General features: G+C 51.6%; 16 protein-coding genes, 1 tRNA gene and 3 riboswitches. Of the genes, 11 read left to right on the top strand and 6 right to left on the bottom strand.

Annotated elements, in window-relative coordinates:
* Window positions 1–51 precede the first annotated feature (51 nt).
* Together nrdG and MHI42_RS18030 are read right to left on the bottom strand one after the other, a co-directional pair.
* A complete protein-coding gene (gene nrdG / locus MHI42_RS18035; RefSeq protein WP_342424654.1) occupies window positions 52–588 on the bottom strand; it encodes an anaerobic ribonucleoside-triphosphate reductase activating protein in 537 nt (178 codons plus the stop codon).
* A complete protein-coding gene (locus tag MHI42_RS18030; protein ID WP_042133144.1) occupies window positions 585–2,570 on the bottom strand; it encodes an anaerobic ribonucleoside triphosphate reductase in 1,986 nt (661 codons plus the stop codon). The genes nrdG and MHI42_RS18030 overlap by 4 nt, the downstream gene beginning before the upstream one ends.
* 96 nt (window positions 2,571–2,666) lie before the next feature.
* On the opposite strand from MHI42_RS18030, the gene MHI42_RS18025 reads away from it, so the two are divergent.
* The 4 genes from MHI42_RS18025 to MHI42_RS18010 all read left to right on the top strand — a co-directional run bounded on the left by MHI42_RS18025 (window position 2,667) and on the right by MHI42_RS18010 (window position 4,773).
* Window positions 2,667–2,792: a hypothetical protein gene (locus MHI42_RS18025; RefSeq protein WP_256704072.1), complete on the top strand. Its 126-nt coding sequence runs from the start codon at window positions 2,667–2,669 to the stop codon at window positions 2,790–2,792.
* Between the two features lie 114 nt (window positions 2,793–2,906).
* A riboswitch (cobalamin riboswitch) is annotated at window positions 2,907–3,138 on the bottom strand.
* 341 nt (window positions 3,139–3,479) lie between these two features.
* Window positions 3,480–3,788: an MTH1187 family thiamine-binding protein gene (locus MHI42_RS18020; RefSeq protein ID WP_042133148.1), complete on the top strand. Its 309-nt coding sequence runs from the start codon at window positions 3,480–3,482 to the stop codon at window positions 3,786–3,788.
* Between the two features lie 50 nt (window positions 3,789–3,838).
* Window positions 3,839–4,618 (top strand): sugar phosphate isomerase/epimerase, encoded by a 780-nt coding sequence (locus tag MHI42_RS18015; protein ID WP_342424653.1) that lies wholly within the window; start codon window positions 3,839–3,841, stop codon window positions 4,616–4,618.
* An 83-nt stretch (window positions 4,619–4,701) separates the two neighbouring features.
* Window positions 4,702–4,773 (top strand) — tRNA-Thr (locus tag MHI42_RS18010).
* A 160-nt stretch (window positions 4,774–4,933) separates the two neighbouring features.
* On the opposite strand, the gene MHI42_RS18005 is transcribed toward MHI42_RS18010, so the two are convergent.
* Entirely contained in the window at window positions 4,934–5,671 is a 738-nt protein-coding gene (locus MHI42_RS18005; RefSeq protein ID WP_342424652.1) for an SDR family oxidoreductase, read from the bottom strand.
* A 160-nt stretch (window positions 5,672–5,831) separates the two neighbouring features.
* On the opposite strand from MHI42_RS18005, the gene MHI42_RS18000 reads away from it, so the two are divergent.
* Window positions 5,832–6,707: an AraC family transcriptional regulator gene (locus tag MHI42_RS18000; protein WP_231575271.1), complete on the top strand. Its 876-nt coding sequence runs from the start codon at window positions 5,832–5,834 to the stop codon at window positions 6,705–6,707.
* 76 nt (window positions 6,708–6,783) lie between these two features.
* Here MHI42_RS18000 and MHI42_RS17995 read toward each other — a convergent pair whose 3' ends face one another.
* Together MHI42_RS17995 and MHI42_RS17990 are read right to left on the bottom strand one after the other, a co-directional pair.
* Entirely contained in the window at window positions 6,784–7,035 is a 252-nt protein-coding gene (locus tag MHI42_RS17995; RefSeq protein ID WP_342424651.1) for an Atu4866 domain-containing protein, read from the bottom strand.
* A gap of 205 nt (window positions 7,036–7,240) precedes the next feature.
* Window positions 7,241–8,173, bottom strand: coding sequence for a zinc-binding dehydrogenase (locus tag MHI42_RS17990; RefSeq protein ID WP_342424650.1), 933 nt, complete (start codon window positions 8,171–8,173; stop codon window positions 7,241–7,243).
* A 133-nt stretch (window positions 8,174–8,306) separates the two neighbouring features.
* Here MHI42_RS17990 and MHI42_RS17985 point away from each other — a divergent pair, with 133 nt between their 5' ends.
* Together MHI42_RS17985 and MHI42_RS17980 are read left to right on the top strand one after the other, a co-directional pair.
* On the top strand, window positions 8,307–9,191 hold the full coding sequence (locus tag MHI42_RS17985; RefSeq protein ID WP_342424649.1) for a hypothetical protein: 885 nt from the start codon (window positions 8,307–8,309) through the stop codon (window positions 9,189–9,191).
* A gap of 41 nt (window positions 9,192–9,232) precedes the next feature.
* Window positions 9,233–9,655, top strand: coding sequence for an ASCH domain-containing protein (locus MHI42_RS17980; protein ID WP_039307636.1), 423 nt, complete (start codon window positions 9,233–9,235; stop codon window positions 9,653–9,655).
* Between the two features lie 466 nt (window positions 9,656–10,121).
* On the opposite strand, the gene MHI42_RS17975 is transcribed toward MHI42_RS17980, so the two are convergent.
* Window positions 10,122–10,496 carry a hypothetical protein gene (locus MHI42_RS17975; protein ID WP_042133162.1) on the bottom strand — a complete coding sequence of 125 codons (375 nt, stop codon included), beginning with the start codon at window positions 10,494–10,496 and terminating at the stop codon, window positions 10,122–10,124.
* An 849-nt stretch (window positions 10,497–11,345) separates the two neighbouring features.
* A riboswitch (cyclic di-GMP riboswitch) is annotated at window positions 11,346–11,438 on the top strand.
* Between the two features lie 82 nt (window positions 11,439–11,520).
* Here MHI42_RS17975 and MHI42_RS17970 point away from each other — a divergent pair.
* The 4 genes from MHI42_RS17970 to MHI42_RS17955 all read left to right on the top strand — a co-directional run bounded on the left by MHI42_RS17970 (window position 11,521) and on the right by MHI42_RS17955 (window position 21,025).
* Window positions 11,521–15,018, top strand: coding sequence for a collagen-binding domain-containing protein (locus MHI42_RS17970; protein ID WP_342424648.1), 3,498 nt, complete (start codon window positions 11,521–11,523; stop codon window positions 15,016–15,018).
* 504 nt (window positions 15,019–15,522) lie between these two features.
* Window positions 15,523–15,612, top strand: a riboswitch (cyclic di-GMP riboswitch).
* An 81-nt stretch (window positions 15,613–15,693) separates the two neighbouring features.
* Entirely contained in the window at window positions 15,694–17,787 is a 2,094-nt protein-coding gene (locus MHI42_RS17965; RefSeq protein ID WP_342424647.1) for a choice-of-anchor A family protein, read from the top strand.
* 243 nt (window positions 17,788–18,030) lie between these two features.
* Window positions 18,031–18,996: an alpha/beta hydrolase gene (locus tag MHI42_RS17960; RefSeq protein ID WP_342424646.1), complete on the top strand. Its 966-nt coding sequence runs from the start codon at window positions 18,031–18,033 to the stop codon at window positions 18,994–18,996.
* A 514-nt stretch (window positions 18,997–19,510) separates the two neighbouring features.
* On the top strand, window positions 19,511–21,025 hold the full coding sequence (locus MHI42_RS17955) for an HD domain-containing phosphohydrolase (protein ID WP_342424645.1): 1,515 nt from the start codon (window positions 19,511–19,513) through the stop codon (window positions 21,023–21,025).
* Window positions 21,026–21,073 lie beyond the last annotated feature (48 nt).

The raw sequence follows: 21,073 nt of genomic DNA, 5'->3' as shown, positions 1-21,073 counted from the left end.
CACCGGAATGCGGTAGTTTAGTGCCCTTTTTGCTGGGTGTAAGCCCGGCTTTTACCGTGATTTATGCCCTTTGAAGCTTAGCGCAGGCTCCCAAAGTATAACCTTATCTCTGGCAAGGCTTGCCGGGATATCTATAATCCGCTGGTTGCTGCTTCCCCGGTAGGGGAGAGTGGTGTCTTTGAGTTCCTCTACAAATCGTCCGTCGATGACCACCTGGCACAAGGCCAGCAGATTCCATTCCGGCGAACCGGGGGAAGCCGTCAGCTCCTCGTACGTATAACCGGTATAGATCCAGACCGGGAAGCCCGGCAGCTCGGCGCGGAGCTCATGGATGAAGTCAGCCGCTCCCTCTGCCGAGAAAAAAGGGTCCCCGCCTGCCAGCGTCAAGCCGTCCAGCAGCGGATTGTCTGCTATCTCGGTGATAATCTCGCGCCTGCGCTCCGGAGTGAAGACCTCTCCATAGTTGAAGTTCCAGGTCTTCGGGTTGAAGCATCCGGGGCAGCGGTGGCGGCATCCGCTGAAGAAGAGGACCGCCCGCAATCCCTCTCCTTCATTGATCGACTCCGGATAATATCCGCAGATGTTCATAGATGCTTAACGCGGTCCCGTACTTCGGCTTGCTTGGCGGCATTGAAGCGGGTCTGATAGTCGCCGGTCAGATATCCGGTTACCCGGCGCAGCCGGCGGATATGCGTTGTGTCTTCATGAGCGCCGCAGGATGGGCAATTCGTGCCGATTACACCTTCGTGGCCGCAGCCGGAGCAGCGGTCGATCGGGTGGTTGATGCTGAAATAGCTGATGTCCTGCTCCAGCGCGTATTTGATGATTTTGACGAATGCTGCAGGGTTGCTGCGGGCGTTGCCGTTCAGCTCTACATAAGAGATCGCTCCGGCGTTGCAATATTCATGGAATGGAGCTTCCAGGCTGATCTTCTTGGCTGCGCTCAGGTCGTAATAGACCGGAATGTGGAATGAATTCGTATAGTATTCACGGTCCGTTACACCCGGAATGGAACCGAGAACCTTGCGGTCTATCTTGGTGAATTTGCCGGAGAGACCTTCGGCAGGCGTAGCGAATAGAGTAATGTTCAGATCCAGCTCCTCGCTCTTGCGGTCGCAGTATTCACGCATGTGGCGGACAATGGCCACTGCCTTGGCATGGACCTCCATATCTTCGCCATGGTGTTTGCCGTACATAGCCTTCATGCACTCGGCCATACCGATGAAACCAAGGGACAGGCTGCCGTGCTTCAGCAGTTCACCTACGCTGTCTTCCGGTGCAAGCTGTTCGCCGCCTTCCCAGACGCCTTCACGCATCATGAAATCGGAGGCTTTGGCTTTCTGGGAAGCCTGAATGCGGAACCGGTGCAGCAGGCCGTCCAGCGCAACGTCCATATAATGATTAAGATCTTCGAAGAAGCCTTCCTCGTCAGCGGCAAGGCGGCGGCCGGTTACTGTGCCGTAAGCCAGACCAAGACGTACAAGGTTAAGCGTATTGAATGAAAGGTTGCCTTTGCCCGAGCAGTGATTGCGTCCGAAGCGGTCGCCCAGAACACGTGTCCGGCAGCCCATCGTAGCAAATTCAGTATCCGGATCGGTTGGATCGTAGTACTGCATATTCAGCGGAGCATCCAGATTGGCGAAGTTCGGATACAGCCGGCGTGCAGAGCACTCTGCCGCTTTCAGGAACAGCTCATAGTTAGGATCACCAGGCTGCTGGTTGACACCCTGTTTGCATTTGAAGATCTGAATCGGGAACACCGGTGTTTCTCCGCTGCCAAGTCCGTTCATAGTAGCAGTTAAGAGGGAGCTAATCACCAGCTGGCCCTCCGGAGAGGTGCAGGTTCCGTAGTTGATGCTGGTAAAAGGAATCTGGCCGCCTGAGCGGCTGGACATGGTATTCAGGTTATGTACCATGCTCTCCGCAGCCTGAAGGGTTTCAATTTCTGTCTCTTTCAGGGCGAAACGGAAGGCACGCGGATACTTCTCTTCCAGATCGCTGCGGGTCATAGTGACCTCGCCGAGTGCTTCGCCGGCTGCACCTTCCTCGAAATATTCCATTCCTTTGCGGAACAGCTTAGCGAAGGATTTAGTGACATAAGGCGCCAGATCGTAATCCAGCTTGTTGGCGGATACACCGCCGTACTGGGCATTCTGCTGGGACTGGAAAATAATCGCCACCAGCGACATAGCCGTCATAATCGAATTCGGAGGGCGGACGCTGCCGTTGCCGGTATTGAAGCCTTCGCGGAGAAGCCGTTCAAACGGGATGAAGATGCAGTTGGTTGTTCCAATGGCATATTGATCCAGGTCGTGTACATATACAACATTATCTTCAATAGCCTGCACGAGCTGTGGCGGCATCGTGAAATTGCGGGCGTACCACTTGGAATATTCACTGCCGAATTTGCTCATCTTGCCGGAGAAGCTCTCCCCGTTCAAGTTGGCGTTCTCGCGCAGCAGATCCAAATCCCGGCTGTCGATAATATCCCGTCCCAAATGAATAACTTCTTCCAAAAGAACTTCCTGTGCAGCTTGTCCTTCGTTATATCGTTTCTCCAGCAGCGTCATTGTATAGCTCTCTCCTCTCGGTATCGTAAGCGTGAAGCGTGTGCTCCATGACATCAGTAAAAAGGCATCTCCAGCCGGGAGGCGGGAAATGCCCGAATGCGTATTGCAAATATCCGAAACAGCGGACATTTGCCGGTGGTCTATGTGGAAAATACGAACGGGCACAGGGCTTGTCCTGTTCTGGAACCTGTTCTTGTACCTTCCGCAGAAGCCGATACCTGAGGACGATATTCTATCGTCCTCAGGTATCGGCAGCCTCTTGCCCGATTAACGGAAAGGCTAACTCTGCTCGTGCAGGCCGCATGCGGGCACCTCGCCTGTTCCTCGAGGAGTCTAACCGGTGCCACAGAAACAGGCAGGTCTCCTGGCTTCCGGCATGCCCTCCGGCGCCTTCCCGAGGGGCCTCGCAGCCCCTTAGTGGCTTGTTGCCTTAGGATGCTGCTCCAGCGGCGTCTGGCAGCTGGAACATCCGGTTACAGTGGCGGGACCGCAGCGGATTTGCACCGTGTTTCCCTATTAAGCTTCAACCCTAGCAAGAGGGCGAAACACCTGTTTCTACTATATTTTGTTGTTGTTAAATAAAAGTAACTCAATATATTGTGTTTGTAAACATTTTTTTGCGAATCCGCGCGGGGAGCGGGTTCCGCAGGTTTACTCACAGATGATCCACAGTTAGTCCACAGGTAATCCACAACTTTCCTGTGGATATGGCCTTAAATGAGTCATGAATTGTCCCAAAAGATGCCACAAAGACTCCATAAATAGAGTGCGTCTAATCCTGGTAATTTTACAGGGGAGATAGTAATAGAGAGGGGGTGTCTATGGGTATTTGTGGGAGGGGTGCTGAAGGGTTACAATTAAGGAGTAAGGATAGAACAGACTCATCAAACTTGCAGGAGGGATTTCATAATGGCGATTGGCGAAGTGACCGTTATTCCGATTGGCACTGGCAGTACCAGTCTCAGCAGCTATGTGGCCGATATGCAGCGTGTGCTGCAGACCGTGGAGGGGATTACCTATGAGCTTACTTCGATGGGGACTATTATTGAAGGACCGGTTGCACGGATTCTTGCTGCGGTAGAAGCGCTGCATGAGTCACCGTTTACGTCAGGAGCACAGCGGGTTTCCACCTCGCTTAAGATTGATGACCGTCGTGACAAGCCTTCTACGAGCCGCAGCAAGCTGGAATCCGTGGAACGCAAGCTGCAAGGAGAGTAAAGAGTATCTGTAGTTGTAATCAGATTCAACCTATAAGGAGCGGATCTTTCATGGCAAAAGCCTCACAACAAATCGGGATTCAAATGTACACACTGCGTGACCAGACGGAGCGCGATTTCCTGGGTACACTGGGCAAAGTTGCGGAGATGGGATATCAGGCGGTAGAATTCGCCGGTTATTTCGGCGTGTCTGCAGGAGAACTGCGCCGTACATTGGACCGGTTGGGTCTTGCTGCACCTTCGGCGCATGTAGGCCTGGATTTCAGCAGTCTGGATAATATGGAACGGGCGTTAGCCAAAGAAATTGAATATGCGAAGGAGCTTGGGTTACAATATATGATCACCCCTTCGGCACCGCTTCCGCAGAACCCCTCAATGGAGGATGTGACGGCGGTGATTCCATTCCTGGAGAAGGCCTCCGCGATGGTCCGTACAGCAGGCCTGCAGTACGGGTATCACAACCATGATTATGAGTTTGCGGAGGTAGACGGCAAAGCAGTCATCGATATATGGCTGGAACAGATTCCTGCGGAGCATATGTTTGCAGAGTTCGATCTGGGTTGGGTACACAGGGGCGGAGCACGTCCTATTGACTATGTCTCCCGTTATGCCGGCCGTGTTCCGCTGGTCCACATTAAGGATTTCGGGGCAAATAATGAAGAGACTGACCTCGGGAAAGGGCAGGTTGATTTCCGGAGCGTCTTCGAGGCGGCAGAGGAGAACGGGATTCTGTACTATATAGTAGAGCAAGAGGCTTATGCCGTGTCCTCGCTGGAGAGTGCGAAGGAGGCACTTGGTTATTTCCGCGGGCTGGGGCTTATGCAGGGGTAGGCAGAGGTAATAGTCAAAAAGGGTTGCGTTTTCTGCTGAAAGAGTTATAATATTTTTTGTTTGGCAGGCAGACTATCCTTTAAGCTGGTGTAGCTCAGGGGTAGAGCAACGCACTCGTAATGCGTAGGCCGGGGGTTCAATTCCCTTCACCAGCATCTTTTGAATTAATATGCAGCGCGGCCTCCGGGGATTTCGGAGGCCGCGCTTTTTTCTGTACCACCATAAACCTCTACCATTCTTCTACCATATTCGAGTGAAGTAACGGAATTCACTTTTGGTAGCCGTCAAGTCTTATTTCCTAATCTGCTTAGCGGTTTAAGCCGGATGCCCCATTGGGCGCACGATCAATTCATTTACATCCACTTCCGCAGGCTGCTCAAGGGCATAGGCAATGGCGCGGGCAATACCGGAAGAGGGCAAAGCATTGGCCCGGAAGGATTTCATCATCTCGAGGGCTGACTCATCAGTGATGGTATCAGCCAGTTCGGATTCGGTTACGCCTGGAGAAATAACCGTCGTACGGATTGTTGCTCCCAACTCCTGACGCAGGCCCTCTGTAATCGCCCGGACCGCGAACTTGGTGGCACAATAAACCGATGATTTCGGAAAGACAGTATAGGCGCCAACGGAGGCAACATTGATGATATGGCCGGAATTCTGTTCCTTCATTACGGGAATAGCAGCTCCGATCCCGTGCAGCACACCGCGAATATTGACATCAATCATACGGTTCCACTCCTCGATCTTTAATGCATCAAGTGGCGATAACGGCATCACACCTGCGTTATTTACAAGGGCATCAAGGCGTCCGAATTGATGAACTGTAAATTGGACGATTGATTTCATTTGCTCAAAATCCGTTACGTCGAGGGAATGGTATTCAGCAATCCCGCCCGCGCTTCTGATCTCCTCCGCCAGCTTTTCTAGCCTGTCCGTCCGTCTTGCACCGAGCACCACCTGTGCTCCACGCTTAGCGAGCCATTTGGCGGTCGCTTCTCCAATGCCGCTACTGGCACCGGTAATAAGCACTACTTTATCTTTTAATGTCGACATGCCACACCGCTCCTTTTATGAATGAAATACGCTTAGGTGTTACATGTTCATTATGCTGCCGACTTCAAAGCTTGCGGTAGCCGGATACTGTGAAGAGATTGCCTAATTCTCCAAAATGCAATAAAGTAAATTGTAATAGTCGCAGAATGGAGGAATACGCTTGACTGAATTGACCGAACGAATCGAACGTATTGCCGTACAAGATGGGACCATCGTTACCGCCTATCCTGCTCTTTCTTTTATTCGTTCTTCCGACATATCCGCGCCAGTGCCTGCGGTATACAAGCCATCCCTGTGTGTGATTGCTCAAGGTGCCAAGCGGGTAATGCTGGGACCGGAAAGCTATTGTTATAATCACGGAAGCTATCTGGCCGCTTCCGTGCACCTGCCAATTACCGGACAAGTCATTGAAGCCTCTCCAGAGACCCCGTACTTGTCCCTTCAGCTACAGTTCGATATGGATCAGATTTTGGATGTGATTCAACAATCCAATGTCACAGAAAACACAGGACAAGAACCTCCCCGCGCTTTGGTTATCAGCCGGATGAGCGATCCGCTTCATGAGGCTGTCATGCATCTAATCCGTTTGCTGGATACGCCGGATGATCTACCGGTGCTGGCTCCTTATGCAGTGCGCGAGATTCTTTACCGTATGCTGCAGACTGAGCAAGGGGACTCTATACGGCAGTTCGCTCTCTTGGGCAGCCGTGCCCATCAAATTGCCCACGTGATTGAAGGGATGAATCTCCACTATGCGGAACCCATGCGGGTGGAGAAGCTCGCGCAAGCAGCCGGAATGAGCAAATCATCTTTTTTTGCCTGTTTCAAAGAAGTGACGGCAATGACCCCCCTCCAGTATCAGAAACGCCTGCGGCTGACAGAAGCTCGGAAAATTCTCCTGGCGACAACGAGCGATGCGACAAGTGTCGCTTATCAGGTTGGCTATGAGAGCGCCACGCAGTTCAATCGTGAGTATGCCCGCTTGTTCGGCCAGCCGCCTATTCGGGATGTACATCGGTTCCGGGAAACGATATAGTTGCATCACACAAAAACACCGCCTATTCTCCTGAGAATGCGGTGTTTTTGTTATTCCTGTTATGTGGAAACTTGGTTTACTCCCGATACAAGACCATGCCTCCGTGATAGAGCACCGAATCGCGAAAATCACCATCGGCGGTGAAGCCGGTATCATCTACATATTCAATGTGATCACCTGTAATAGAATAACTTCCTTGATAAGCGCTTTTTCTGCTTCCGCGTGCTTCATCATAGCGGCCGTTAGGCAGCAATTCATGCCTTATATAACCATCTGCGGTTACCCACATCCCAATAAAAGGATGGGAGGGGTTAATGCTATCTTCCATTATATTCATCCTTTCTTTATTTATTTAGTTCTGCATGTTTATTATCCTCCTTCAATACAATGGGGGGTAGCCTGATTCATTGAGATTGTTGCCTAATCCTCCATTTAAGAGATTGAGAATATTATGACCAATTTAACCTCTTTTGTGGTGACACGGGTCTGCCATATCTGTCGTGCGTGCTTTACAGGCGCTTTTTATATCAGAATTAATCGATCAACAGCACGGCCTTACCGGAATATCTGCGTTCCAGCAGCGCCTCGGATACCTCCGCTATCTTCTCCCATGACGCTTCCACTTCAATGAGGGGTATTAATTGGCCTGTTGAGAGGAGGCCGGCCAGCAGTTTGAGATCGTCGGCTACGGAGTAACGGCTAACTTCTTCTCCAAGAAAGAAGCTGTACAAGGTTCTGCCGCCTAAGCCTCTGACATCAAGTGTGGAGTAAGGAGAGGCTGAATGTCCCATCGAGACTAGGGTCCCTCCCGGTTCCAGCTGAGGCATCAAAGCAGCCAGTGTATCACCGCCCACCGAATCCACGATTAGATGATAAGGCCCAAAAGGAATTGCCTGAGATATCGCAGCTTCTCCAACCACAACCTCATTAGCGCCGGCTTCCCGGGCAACCTGGGCTTTTTCCTTTGTTCTTGCTACACCTACTGTAAATGCCCCGGACTGTGCGGCTAACTGATGAGCCATGATTCCCACGCCTCCAGTGGAGCCGGTGATCAATATTTTCTTGCCGAGCAGCATCCCGCCCTTTCTAAGGGTGTAAAGTGCGGACAGGCCTGCTACAGGCAAAATGGCGGCTTGGGCGAAGGTTACGTTATCCGGTATCTCTGCCAAGAACGAAGCGGGGGCTGCTACCCGCTCTGCCCATGCCCCCATCGGAAGAAGTCCGGTGACACGGCTTCCTTCTCTGGGCCCGGTGCCGTTCCGGGCTTGCTGGACAACAGTTCCGGCAAAATCCCAGCCCGGCCGGAATCCCTCAGCCTCCTTCCTTGCATCAACAACTTCACCCCGGTTAAGGGAGAAGGCATGCACTCTAACGATTGCCTCCCCGGGCTGGGCCTTCGGTGCGGCGACTTCCTTGACGGTCAAATATCCCTCAGCCGGTGAGTCTGTAACAATTGCACGATTCATAGAATCTCCTCCATAAATATAATTAGATGCGTAATGGAAATTGCGCCCTGTTTTCATAGTGGAGTATACTGTAGGAATTGGCTTGTACCAAGAGTAGAACTACACCTCATTATGGATAAAGGCGGTGAGCCTGATGACTATACGTAAGGACCGGAACGTTCAGGAAGAAACATTGAAGGGCCTGATAGCTGAAATTGAGAACCTTCGCGTAACACGTCAACTGGATTATGCTAATCAACCCCATCCGTTGTTGAAACGGTTTACTCAGCAGGAGCTTAACGATATGGCTTGCCCTACGTATAAAAACCTATTAATGGGACGCTCACACCGCATGCCGGATCGCCGGATGATTATCTGTATTGCTGAATATCTGGAGTGTACAGCCGTTGAACGGAATGCTCTGCTGCTGGCTGCCGGTTATCTCCCGGTCTATCCGGCGCTTGAAGGCGCAGCTATGGAGCAGGCGCTGGAAGAAGTGAGGCAGATCCTGAGCAGCCTGCCGCTGCCGGCAATGATTGTGAACCACATGTTAAATATCAAGGCGGTGAATGAACGGTTTAGCCGGTTATTTGAGCTGCCTGCTTCCCCTGCTTTCTATAAGGGCTTGAATATGGCCGATCTTCATTTCAATGCTGATTATCCTGTGCGTTCCCGCTCAACCTTCAATGCCGCATCCTTTGAATTATGGGAATCTCATGCAGTGGAGGGTATACATGCTTACCAAAAATTACACACCGGCTCCAGACAGGAGCCATGGTATACGCATAGCCTCGAAAGACTCCGGCAATACAGTGATTTCAATAAGTACTGGAATAAGCGGCCTGACAACACAGGTAACGAATATGGTCAGCACAAAATGATCTTAGCCAGAATGGGTGCCTCAGATAAGTTGGTTCCTATCCGGTACAAGCAAATTCATATTTCCGCGGGCCATCATCTATATCCAAGAATTGAGGCCTACATACCGGTCGATGAAGCTGCTCATACAGTTTTTGAACAACTGGGAAGCTGCGTGTAAACTGGACATTATGTGTTTTCTGGAATGGAGGCAAGCCTTGTATGAAGTGTCTGACGATTCGCCAGCCTTGGGCCACCTTAATTGCGCTGGGTGAAAAACAGATCGAGACCCGTTCCTGGCCGACGTCTTACCGGGGGGATTTAGCCATCCATGCCGGTATGCAGGTAGATAAGGCCATATGCAAGACGGAGCCGTATCAATCAGTGCTTGCCCGGCACGGCTACACCGCGGATAATCTGCCCTCCGGAGTAATCCTTGCGACCAGCCGGCTGGCCGGTTGCTGTGGGGTTACGCCTCAGCAGGCGCAGCAGAGCTGGCCGGGCGGGAATGAATATGTGTTCGGTGATTATGCAGAAGGCCGGTATGCCTGGAAGCTGGAAGGGGTAGTTGCGCTGGCTCATCCTATACCTGCCAAAGGGCGCTTAGGTTTCTGGGAATATCCCGTTCTTGAGCAGGAGTGGTGAATCCGTTTGTGGCCAAATAAATAAAAATTTCATGCAGATCAGCTGTCAGCGGGTATGATAGGGATATTCAGCGGGTAATCTTCTTATATATAAGGAAAGCGGACTCTGCGGCGGTATGTTGCGGGAGCCAGGGCAGAATTGCCGGGAAGGAGCGTATGCATAAGAGATGGGCAGCCTTCTTATCGCATGGCTTTGTATGCTTTGTTTGTTTATTGTGTTTAAGGATCAGGTAAGCCGGAAGATCCTGTATCCCGTAGCGGCTGTGGTTATCTGCGGCACGCTTGGGTATTGGACGATTTTAATGTAATCTTTATCTGGGTATCAGCTTATTTTCAGGTAAGGGATGTATATTGGGGTTACCAAACATCCCCCGGTGTAATATGGTACCCTGAGGTCTTGCCGATCATGGCGGGCCTCTTTTTTATGAGGGGAGAAACGCTGAGAATTAACATCGCCAGAATGCTGTTCATCTCAAGGCGGTTGAATCCGGAGTGCCAAGACCCAGATATCTGCGCATGCGGATAGTAGACTGGGCGGTAATGACATCATCCAGCAGCAGCATCCGTTCATGGTAACCCCTGCAGACAAATTTGGCTTCAATGCCAACTTCCAGCTGCTGCTGTGCATAGACCTTCAGACCACGGGCTCTCATCTCGGTGCGGACATTCCGCAGGTCGGCTATGGCTGCGCCCGCCGCTGTCCGGACAACCTCCAGGTAAGGAGCGGGTGTGCGCAGCTCTGCGGATAGGATGGAAGCATCGCGTTCAAAGGCGGATAAAATGAGCGGCAGCAAGATATACGATTTCACCAGCATATTGTCCTGGCTCTCAGCTCTGTGCATCAATCTCACCCCCTTTGATGAGAACGTATATTCGTAATTTAACCCGAAGTTCAAAAAAAATCAATAGTATTTAAAAAAGAGGGCTATTAATGTGACATAATTCACAATAAAATAGGAAAAATTATTTTATATTAAAATTGAAATAATAAAGATTAAAAATAAATCAGTTTAAAAGGAGAATGGCAATGAGTCATGAAGGAAATCTCCGCCGCGGTTTATTATTCGGGTTATTCCTTAGCGTTCCGCTCTGGGTGTCAATGATTGGCTGGATTCAGCTGCTCTAAAAATGGATTCCTGCGTGTGCAGATTTTCAGCCCTCTACGCAAACTCCCTAGAACTGTCGATTAAAGACTGCTGCCAGGGTTTGCTTAGGCGCCAGTTTTTGTGAAAATATATGAATATCATAGAGCCCTTACTATAAAAGAGCTCTCCGGTATGAACGGAAAACGGGCGGTATCCTTAAAGGGGATAGCGCCCGTTTCTTCACGTTTACCATGGTGAGCTTTGCTTAAGCGGAGATGAGTTGGGGGAAGGGGGAAGGAATAGGACTAAAATACTAAATTTTAATATTTAAAATTGTAAGAAATAGCTATGTGAAAAGGAAAAAATACTGCGGCGAATTAGCGGGATTATCGACTTTTTTCGTCAGAAAGTTATATTCTCATCTTGTATAAACCCTTATATATAAAGGGTTTATCAATATTTTTTTATCAAAAAAATAGCTGTGAAATGAATTGGAAATATATTGACAATATGCCATTAGGCATCTAAACTGAAGTTAGTTCTAAAGTAACAAATATCACAGATTTCAGTTGGGTATTACATAAGCTTTTCCAATTTCATATCAATCATGTACAAACGCAAACCGTTTCGAAAGAGCGGGACGCAAAGTCAGGAATCTGATGCCCCTTAAGTCCGGGCTATGGTCGTCCGGCCGCCGTGAAGCTAACCCTTCGTGGCGGCCTTTTTTTTGTTATAGTTTTGCGGCGATTTCATAGAATAGTTGAATAGGAGGTGTAGATTATTGAGAAGAAAAATGCGAAAAGCGGCCGCCTTTATTCTGGCGGGCGTACTGACCGTAAGTAGCGCCTTTACTTGGGGGACGGAGGTGAGGGCAACATCTGGTGTGCCTTACAATCCAACGCCGGTCTTGGGGATTGCCGGGAATTTTAATGCTTTTATCTTTGACGATTTCACGCAAGGCAATGATCAAATTGAAGGCCGTCTTGCAGCGGGGGGGAATATTACTCTCTCTGGAGGTTACGGGGTAGCCAGGGCCTACAGGAATTCTTCAGCCACCGACGTACTCGTTGCCGGCAAGAAGTTTAAACATTCGGGCAGCGGAGAAATCTACGGAAACGTTGTGTATGGGGACACCATTGAAGCCAATGAGCCTAGTGTGAACATTATAGGCGCGAAGAAGCAGGGAAGCCCGATTGATTTCCCGGCTGAGAAGCAGTATCTGATCTCGCGTTCTGCAGCATACGGGGCATTGTCCGCTACGAAAGAAGTTGGTAATAATTATGGAACACTTACAATAAGTGCGCCGGATCTTTTCAACGTAGTTCATCTGGATGCGGCAACGCTGGCGAATACAAACAATATTCAATTCAACATTGCCCAGAATGCCACGTTAATTATTAACATAAGTGGAGCTACGGTCAATGTACCAAGTTTCGCAATGAATAACGGTAGAGCAAGTCAAGTGTTGTTCAATTTCTACGAAGCGACCAAGGTGAATATTGCGTATACGACCTTCTTGGGAACGATACTGGCGCCTAAGGCGGATGTCAATTATTCCGGTGCAGAGCTTTACGGAACGCTAATTGCCAAGTCTTTTAGCGGCGGAGTAGAAATGCACCTTGGAACATACGAGGGAGATGGACCGCCGCCAAGTCCGACGCCGACCGCAACACCAACACCCAGCCCATCGCCAACACCAACCGCAACACCAAGCCCGACACCAACAGTGAAACCGACTGCAACGCCAACGCCGACGGCGACGGTGAAACCAACTCCAACACTGACACCAACACCGACAGCAACGGTAAAACCGACACCGACGGTAAAACCAACCGCAACACCAACACCGACAGCAACGGTGAAACCGACACCGACGGTAAAACCAACGCCAACACCTAAGTGCACTCCGACGCCAACACCGACAGTGAAGCCGACACCAACACCAACGGTAAAGCCGACACCGACAGTGAAGCCGACGCCGACGCCGACACCAACGGTAAAGCCGACGCCGACAGTGAAGCCAACGCCGACACCTAAGTGCACTCCGACGCCAACACCGACAGTGAAGCCGACACCGACAGTGAAGCCAACACCGACAGTGAAGCCAACACCGACAGTGAAACCGACACCAACAGTGAAACCAACGCCGACAGTGAAACCAACGCCGACAGTGAAACCGACACCAACAGTGAAACCGACACCAACAGTGAAACCAACGCCGACGGTGAAACCAACGCCGACAGTGAAACCGACACCAACGCCAACGGCGGCACCGACACCAACGCCAACGGCAGCACCGACACCAACGCAAACAGCTGCACCGACACCAACGCCAACAGCGGTACCGACACCAACGCCAACAGCTGCACCAACACCGACACCAACGGCAGCACCGACACCAACGCCAACAGCTGCACCAACACCGACACCAACGGCAGCGCCGACACCAACGCCAACAGCTGCACCAACACCGACACCAACGGCAGCGCCGACACCAACGCCAACGGCGGCACCAACACCAACGCCGACGGCTGCACCGACACCAACGCCAACGGCGGCACCAACACCAACGCCGACGGCTGCACCGACACCAACGCCAACAGCGGCACCGACACCAACGCCAACGCCAACGGCAGCACCAACACCAACGCCAACGGCTGCACCGACACCAACGCCAACAGCGGCACCAACACCAACGCCAACGGCAGCACCGACACCAACGCCAACAGCGGCACCAACACCAACGCCGACGGCTGCACCGACACCAACGCCAACAGCGGCACCGACACCAACGCCAACGGCTGCACCGACACCAACGCCAACAGCGGCGCCAACACCAACGCCAACGGCAGCACCGACACCAACGCCGACGGCGGCACCAACACCAACGCCAACGGCAGCACCGACACCAACGCCAACGGCGGCACCAACACCGACACCAACGGCAGCACCGACACCAACGCCAACAGCTGCGCCAACACCAACGCCAACAGCGGCACCAACACCAACGCCAACAGCGGCACCAACACCAACGCCGACGGCGGCACCAACACCAACGCCAACAGTAGCACCAACACCGACCCCAACGGCAGCACCGACACCAACGCCAACGGCAGCACCGACACCAACGCCGACGGCAGCACCAACACCAACGCCGACGGCAGCACCAACACCAACACCGACGGCAGCACCGACACCAACACCAACGGTAGATCCAACACCAACGCCAACTGCAGCACCAACACCAACACCAACAGCAGATCCAACATCAACACCGACAGTAGCACCGACACCAACGCCAACGGCAGCACCGACACCAACACCAACAGCAGATCCAACACCAACACCAACAGTAGAGCCAACACCGACACCGACACCAACGGCAACACCAGTACCAACACCAACGGCTGAACCAACACCAACACCAACAACAGAGCCAACACCGACACCAACATCAACACCGACACCAACACCGACATCAACACCAACAACAGAACCAACACCGACACCAACAGCAGCACCGACACCAACGCCAACGGCAGAACCGACACCAACACCGACAGCAGCACCGACACCAACACCGACGCCAACACCAACAGCAGATCCAACACCAACACCAACGGTAGAGCCAACACCAACGCCAACGGCAGATCCAACACCAACACCAACACCAACACCAACACCAACACCAACAACAGAGCCAACACCGACACCGACACCAACACCAACACCGTCACCAACACCAACACCAACACCAACAACAGAGCCAACACCGACACCAACACCGACACCAACACCGACACCGACACCAACACCAACACCAACACCAACACCGACACCGACACCAACGCCAATACCAACACCAGAGCCAACACCAACACCAGCGCCGACTTTACCACCGGCACCAGTGCCATCGTCTGCACCGCCCGTCTTTATTAATGTAGTGCCAACGCCGACTCCAATAATCGGCTATATTGTAAATCCAGATACCATAATCATTGATGATCCGCTGCCTTTGGGCCCTGTGGCAACAGTAACACCTCGGCCGTTAGTGGTGACACCAAGTCCAACCCTAACGCCAAGCCCAAGCGCAACACCAAGTCCAACACCGATTGTGACAATCATTGATGAAGAGATTCCGTTAGGCAATGTACCTGCAGATGCCGCGCTCCCTAAGACTGGTGAGTCCAGTCCGGCTCCTTATTACTTAGTCGGTCTAGCCCTTGCAGGATTGGGAATATTCCTCGGCAGAAGATCCAGAACAGATAAACGTAAATAAATGCAATCCGTAAGATCCTTTCCGAAAGGCTGGCGATATGACCGCTAAATCGGGAAAAGGCTGCTTTGGGAGAAGACGTTCTCCTGAAAGCAGCCTTTTTTATATGGGATTTACATTTGTTATTATGTTTCCTCGTAAAAGAAAATGTGCTAAGGAGAAAGAGGTGCGTCTTTAAGATCATGGGCCCTCATGTTTATATTAAAATTTGCAATATTAAAATTAGTTCTTTATACATGGTTTCAAAATATTCTTGTAGGTGCCATCGAGGGCGTTGAGAGGATCGGGATTTAGGCGAAAAAGCTATAGATTATTAAAAAAAACCTTTTGTAACAGTGCTTTGGAATGAATCAGCAGATATAATCTATTACCAGATGTTTCAAAGGATTTCATTGACAATCAGCCTTGATAGCGGATAAACTAAAAATAGTTCCAAAGTAACGAATGTCATAGACATTGGTATAAAAGTTTGATTTAGTACATAATTTCACAACCTAATCTTCCACTGACGTATAAACGCAAACCGTTCGAAAGGACGGGACGCAAAGTCCAGGAGTCTAAAGCGCGATGGAGCGCAATGATCGTCCGACTGCCGTAAAGAGAGCAATCCTCTTTCCGGCGGTCTTTTTTTGTTATATAAATGTGGCCTATATCTATATTAACTGTGAGGTGAGCTGTATGTTCCAATTAAAAAAATTCAAACGTCTTACGGTGTTCGGACTTATATCAGTTCTGATTGTAGGAAGCGGCGGAATTATTTCACTGGGGAGCACCTCAGTTAAAGCCGAGGGCAACTCTTTGCCGGGTAATGCATCCAAGTATAATGTGTTCATCTTGGGAGATGTTGATGTTAAACATAGTGATATTGAAGGTAGATTAGCTGCCGGCGGAAACGTGAATTTAAATGTTAATTATTCTGTGGGACATAGTCTTACTAGTGAGGAAACGAAGGAAGCCTACTCTCTCATCGCCGGTGGTAATCTGTATTATTCCCAGGGAGAAACCGTGGGTGATGTAGTCTACGGGGGGAGTTATAGCGGCAGCGGCGGCCCGCGCGGGGGAACAGGAAGCTTACAACAACAAATAAATGTTGTGGACTTTGCAGCCGAGTTCAGTTTGCTCCGTGAGAAATCTCAACAGCTTGCTTCTCAGCCTGTTAATGGGGTTACCACTGCCAACTCCGGTAATTTCTTTTTGGAAGGTACAAATTCGGATGTTAACATATTTACTGTAGACGGCAGCAAGCTATCTAGTGCAAATGAGTTGAGAATTAAGATTCCCGATGGCTCAACAGCTATAGTTAACATCTCCGGTACTACAGTAACTATGAAGAATATGGGGACTGGAATTAATGGTAACGGAAATAAGGATAACGCTATGAACAGTAAAGTGTTATATAACTTCAGTCAAGCGACCAGTCTTCAAATCGAAGGTATCGGAGTTCTGGGATCTGTGCTGGCTCCATATGCCTCTATTCAATTTAATAATGGTCAAATCAACGGGAATCTGATCGGAGCTTCGCTCTTAGGATCGGGGGAATCGCACCATATTCCTTATAAGGGGCAAGATCCGCCAACGGCAACGCCGACGCCACCGGCAACGACGCCAACAGCAACACCAGCAGCGACACCGACGGCAACACCGGCAGCGACGCCGACGCCAGCAGCAACACCGGCAGCGACGCCGACGCCAGCAGCAACGCCAGCAGCGACGCCGACGCCAACGGCAACACCGGCAGCGACGCCGACGCCAACAGCAACACCGGCAGCGACGCCGACGCCAACAGCAACACCGGCAGCGACGCCGACGCCAACAGCAACACCGGCAGCGACGCCAACGGCAACACCGGCAGCGACGCCGACGCCAACGGCAACACCGGCAGCGACGCTGACGCCAACGGCAACGCCAGCAGCGACGCCGACGCCAACGGCAACACCGGTAGCGACGCCGACGCCAACAGCAACGCCAGCAGCGACGCCGACGGCAACGGCAACACCGGCAGCGACGCCGACGCCAGCAGCGACGCCGACGCCAACAGCAACACCGGCAGCGACGCCGACGCCAACAGCGACGCCAGCAGCGACGCCAACAGCAACACCGGCAGCGACACCAACGCCAGCAGCGACGCCGACGCCAACGGCAACACCGGCAGCGACGCCAACGGCAACACCGACAGTGGCACCAACGGCAACGCCGACAACAGCGCCAACGCCGACACCAACGGCAACGCCAACAACAGCGCCAACGGCAACGCCGACAGCGGCACCAACGGCAACACCGACAGCGGCACCAACGGCAACGCCGACAACAGTGCCAACGGCAACACCGGCAGCGGCACCAACAACAGTGCCGACCGCTGTACCGACAACAGCACCGACAGCAACCAGCACGAGCGTCTTTGTCCCAAGCTTCGTATTTCCGACATCAACCGCTCCGACAGTGATTGGGACTATTGTGACTGATACTGACACGACTATTATTGATGACCCGGTTCCTCTCGGGCCGGCAGCATCACCGGTTGTGACGGTGCTGACAACAACAGCGCTACAGCCAGTTGTGGAGGTTCCTGCACCTGGACCTTCACCTGTAGCAGGACCGGCACCTGAAGAAATCATTATCGATGACGAGATTCCTCTGGGCAGTGTGACTGCAGAGCAAACCCTGCCGCAGACGGGTGAATCAAGTCCTGCGCCGTACTATATTGCGGGTGTTGCTCTTGCCGGTCTGGGCCTGCTTCTTAGAAGAACTGCCAGAGTGAACAAGCGCAAATAATTATGATTAAGCCGCTGTGTTTGGATGAGGGCTGCTGCCGGAGAGATTCTCCGGGAAGCAGTCTTTTTGTATACGGGGAGCGCATTCAATTCGTAGCTCACTACTTACACACACCAGACAGCGCCGGACTGACGGCAGTGTTTTTAGTTGGACGGATACCATGCTATACTATGCTCAAATTATTCAAAAGCAAGAATACACATTTCCTCAAAGGGATGGTTGCTTACTGAAAGGGTGAACGTTATGTGGGGTATATACCTGCTAGTAGTGCTGGTTGTAATCGCGGGGATTTTGGCTTTTGCCGGATTTTACTTTTATGGAGTGGCTATTAAGCGGGCGCCCAAGGAATTCCTGGGCAAGACGCCGGATCTGAAGGTGGACCCGCCGGTAGCCGGAGCTTCGTGGGGGGAAGGGGCGGAATGGGTGGCACGGCAGAACTTCCGGGAAGTGGAGCTGGTCTCGGAAGATGGACTGAAGCTGCAAGGCTACTATCTGGCTTCAGAGCGTGCTGCGGGCCGTACCGTAATTATCGCCCACGGTTATTCCGGCAAGGCTAAGGACATGGGGGCAACCGCCAAAAACTATTATGACAACCTGGGATATAATGTACTGCTGCCCGACGCCAGAGGTCACGGGAAGAGCGAAGGGGACTATATTGGCTTCGGTTGGCCGGAGCGCCGTGATTATCTGCAGTGGATCGGATTTATTCTGCAGGAGACCGGGCCGGAGGCGCAAATTGTGCTGCATGGCGTATCTATGGGCGGATCGACAGTGTTAATGACCGCCGGTGAACAGCTTCCTCCGCAGGTCAAAGCCGTTGTTGCTGATTGCGGCTACACCTCAGTCAAAGCGCAGCTGACTTACCAGCTGTGGCGGATGTATCATCTGCCGGGCTTTCCCTTTGTGCAGATTGCCAGCCTGGTAACGCGGATGAAGGCCGGCTATTATTTCGGTGAAGCTTCAGCGCTGAATCAGGTGCGTAAAGCCCGGGTGCCCATTCTGTTTATCCATGGAGATGCGGATAAGTTTGTGCCTTTTGCGATGATGGATGAGCTGTATGATGCCTGCAAGAGTCCGAAGGAGAAGCTGGTGGTGCATGGAGCGGGGCATGGTCTTGCCTATGATACGGATAAAAGGGAGTATATCCGCACAGTAGGCGACTTCGTGGAACGTTACATACACAGTCCGGCAGCGGCTGATTGGGTCTAAAAAAGTCCCCGGAACGTAGACGCGCCCGATATCCGCAAACAGCGGGTATCGGGCGCTTATTATGTTCCACACATGGGGCCTTTCCCTGTGTCAGGGAAGCAGCCAGCCATGTCTTATCGGTATATGAATCCCCCGCCGTTTGTGAGCGAAACGGGTGTCGTTGTTCCTTGTTATTTCCAGCAGCCGTGTGGCGAGAGAAATCCTTCCAATACGACAAAAGCCCTACCTCTCTTTTGTCCTTGCGGCTCCGTGGCCGCGCCAGTGCGAATCGGAATGCTATGTTCGAATTTAATCTCATAAAAAGGAAAAGTACTGCAAGAAAACGTAAGATTTTGTGTCCAAACTGCCGATAGTAAAGACAAGTAATTCACCGGCCTGACATCTTCTTGATGGGGATAATCATACACGAAAACAAATATTATATTATTATAACATGTGATATATAGAAAAGCAAGCGGATATTGGGCTGAGGCCGGGACGGATGATGGGACAGATGAGATTATACAGAAGATTTTTGAAAAATCAGATCCGGAATTATATATTCGGCTCAGCAGTAGCGGTGCTGGCGGTAGGGAGTTTGATTCTGCTCTCCTCTCTGGAGATTAGCAGCATTGAATACTTCAGGCTCTTGCTTGTGCTCGCCTTGTCATTCGTGATTATGGCGGTCATGGAGATCGGGGTTTTTATCAATCAGATCAGACCGGTACGCAATGCGCTGTATGAAGAGAACCTTACTTTGTCTATGCTGGAAGAGGCGTATCTGCATACACATCAATTGCCCAAGCGCGCGGTTCAGCGGATTATGGGGCCTCACCTTCTGGGCTTGTCCCTCCCGGCTGTCCTGATGACATTCTGGATGATCTACAACGGCTGGATCACTATCCCGTATTTTTATCTGATTCTGGCTATGTGCGGCGCTGTTCTTGTGGCGTGTATGCATGCGCTGATTGAATTTTTTCTGACCTGTACGGCCATTATTCCGCTGATCAAAGAATTCAGGAACCGGGCGCTGGAGCAGTATGGCGTCGACTTTTCCCTGGAAGGCCATGTGTTTGTGCCTATTCGTCCCAAATTCCTGATAAGCTGCATGCTGATCGGCACCTTTCCGCTGTTTCTGTTTATCATGGCTACCCATATTCGTCTGAATGGTCATGTAGGTCCTGTAGTTGTGGTAGGGCTTCAAAGTTACTGGGCCTGGGCGAGTATGGTGCTGCTGATCGGCACGCTCTTCTCCTCCATTGCAGCATGGCTGCTGACCAACAGTGTGCAGCATCCTATTAATGAGCTGTATCAGGCAATGAATCATGTGAAAGACGGCAATATGATTCAGGTACAGGATGAATACTCCGATGAATTCTCCAAGCTGGTAGCGGGGTTTAATATGATGGTCCGGGGGCTGCAGGCCCGGGAGCAACAGAGTCGGCAGCTGCTCGACAGCTACTTCACTACACTGGCTGTAGCGCTGGATGCCCGTGATCCTTACACGGCAGGGCATTCCCTGCGTGTCGCGGAATACTCGGTCATTATCGGCCAGCTGGCCGGACTCACCGGGCAGCAGCTGGACGATCTGCGCAAGACGGCCCTGCTGCATGATATTGGCAAGATTGGGGTGAGGGACAGCATCCTGTTCAAGGAAGAAGCCCTGACCGATGAGGAGTTTGACCAGATCAAGAGCCATTCGGTGCTTGGAGAGAATATTCTGCGGCAGATTGAACCGGTAGAAAAGATGGCACCCTATCTGGGCGGCGTCCGTTCCCATCATGAACGTTATGACGGTAAAGGATATCCGGATGGCCTTGCCGGTACGGATATTCCTTTACATGGCCGGATTATCGCTGTGGCGGATGCCTATGATGCTATGACCTCTAACCGCCCTTACCGCAAAGGGATGGATCACGACCGGGCGCTGGCTATTCTGGAGCAGGGTAGGGGCACTCAATGGGACCCGGAATTCGCCGGCTTGTTTCTGTCTTACTTTGGACGGAAGCCGGAACCTCTTCAAACAGGCTGTCCCGTCAAAACAGGATGAGGATGCAGCGTTCTTCCGGTTATCCTTATATTTCTTGCAGAAGCGGAT

The sequence above is a fragment of the Paenibacillus sp. FSL E2-0178 genome, assembly GCF_038593005.1.
GTDB classification, from domain to species: Bacteria; Bacillota; Bacilli; order Paenibacillales; family Paenibacillaceae; genus Paenibacillus_AQ; species Paenibacillus_AQ phytohabitans.
The sequence above is the reverse complement of the archived record's forward strand: the minus strand, read 5'-3'. Positions and strand labels throughout refer to the sequence as shown.

Coding starts and splice junctions, on each gene's coding strand:
- nrdG (WP_342424654.1), bottom strand. CDS start 588: ATGAACATCTGCGGATATTATCCGGAGTCGATCAATGAAGGAGAGGGA.
- MHI42_RS18030 (WP_042133144.1), bottom strand. CDS start 2,570: ATGACGCTGCTGGAGAAACGATATAACGAAGGACAAGCTGCACAGGAA.
- MHI42_RS18025 (WP_256704072.1), top strand. CDS start 2,667: ATGCGTATTGCAAATATCCGAAACAGCGGACATTTGCCGGTGGTCTAT.
- MHI42_RS18020 (WP_042133148.1), top strand. CDS start 3,480: ATGGCGATTGGCGAAGTGACCGTTATTCCGATTGGCACTGGCAGTACC.
- MHI42_RS18015 (WP_342424653.1), top strand. CDS start 3,839: ATGGCAAAAGCCTCACAACAAATCGGGATTCAAATGTACACACTGCGT.
- MHI42_RS18005 (WP_342424652.1), bottom strand. CDS start 5,671: ATGTCGACATTAAAAGATAAAGTAGTGCTTATTACCGGTGCCAGTAGC.
- MHI42_RS17995 (WP_342424651.1), bottom strand. CDS start 7,035: ATGGAAGATAGCATTAACCCCTCCCATCCTTTTATTGGGATGTGGGTA.
- MHI42_RS17990 (WP_342424650.1), bottom strand. CDS start 8,173: ATGAATCGTGCAATTGTTACAGACTCACCGGCTGAGGGATATTTGACC.
- MHI42_RS17985 (WP_342424649.1), top strand. CDS start 8,307: ATGACTATACGTAAGGACCGGAACGTTCAGGAAGAAACATTGAAGGGC.
- MHI42_RS17980 (WP_039307636.1), top strand. CDS start 9,233: ATGAAGTGTCTGACGATTCGCCAGCCTTGGGCCACCTTAATTGCGCTG.
- MHI42_RS17975 (WP_042133162.1), bottom strand. CDS start 10,496: ATGCACAGAGCTGAGAGCCAGGACAATATGCTGGTGAAATCGTATATC.
- MHI42_RS17965 (WP_342424647.1), top strand. CDS start 15,694: ATGTTCCAATTAAAAAAATTCAAACGTCTTACGGTGTTCGGACTTATA.
- MHI42_RS17960 (WP_342424646.1), top strand. CDS start 18,031: ATGTGGGGTATATACCTGCTAGTAGTGCTGGTTGTAATCGCGGGGATT.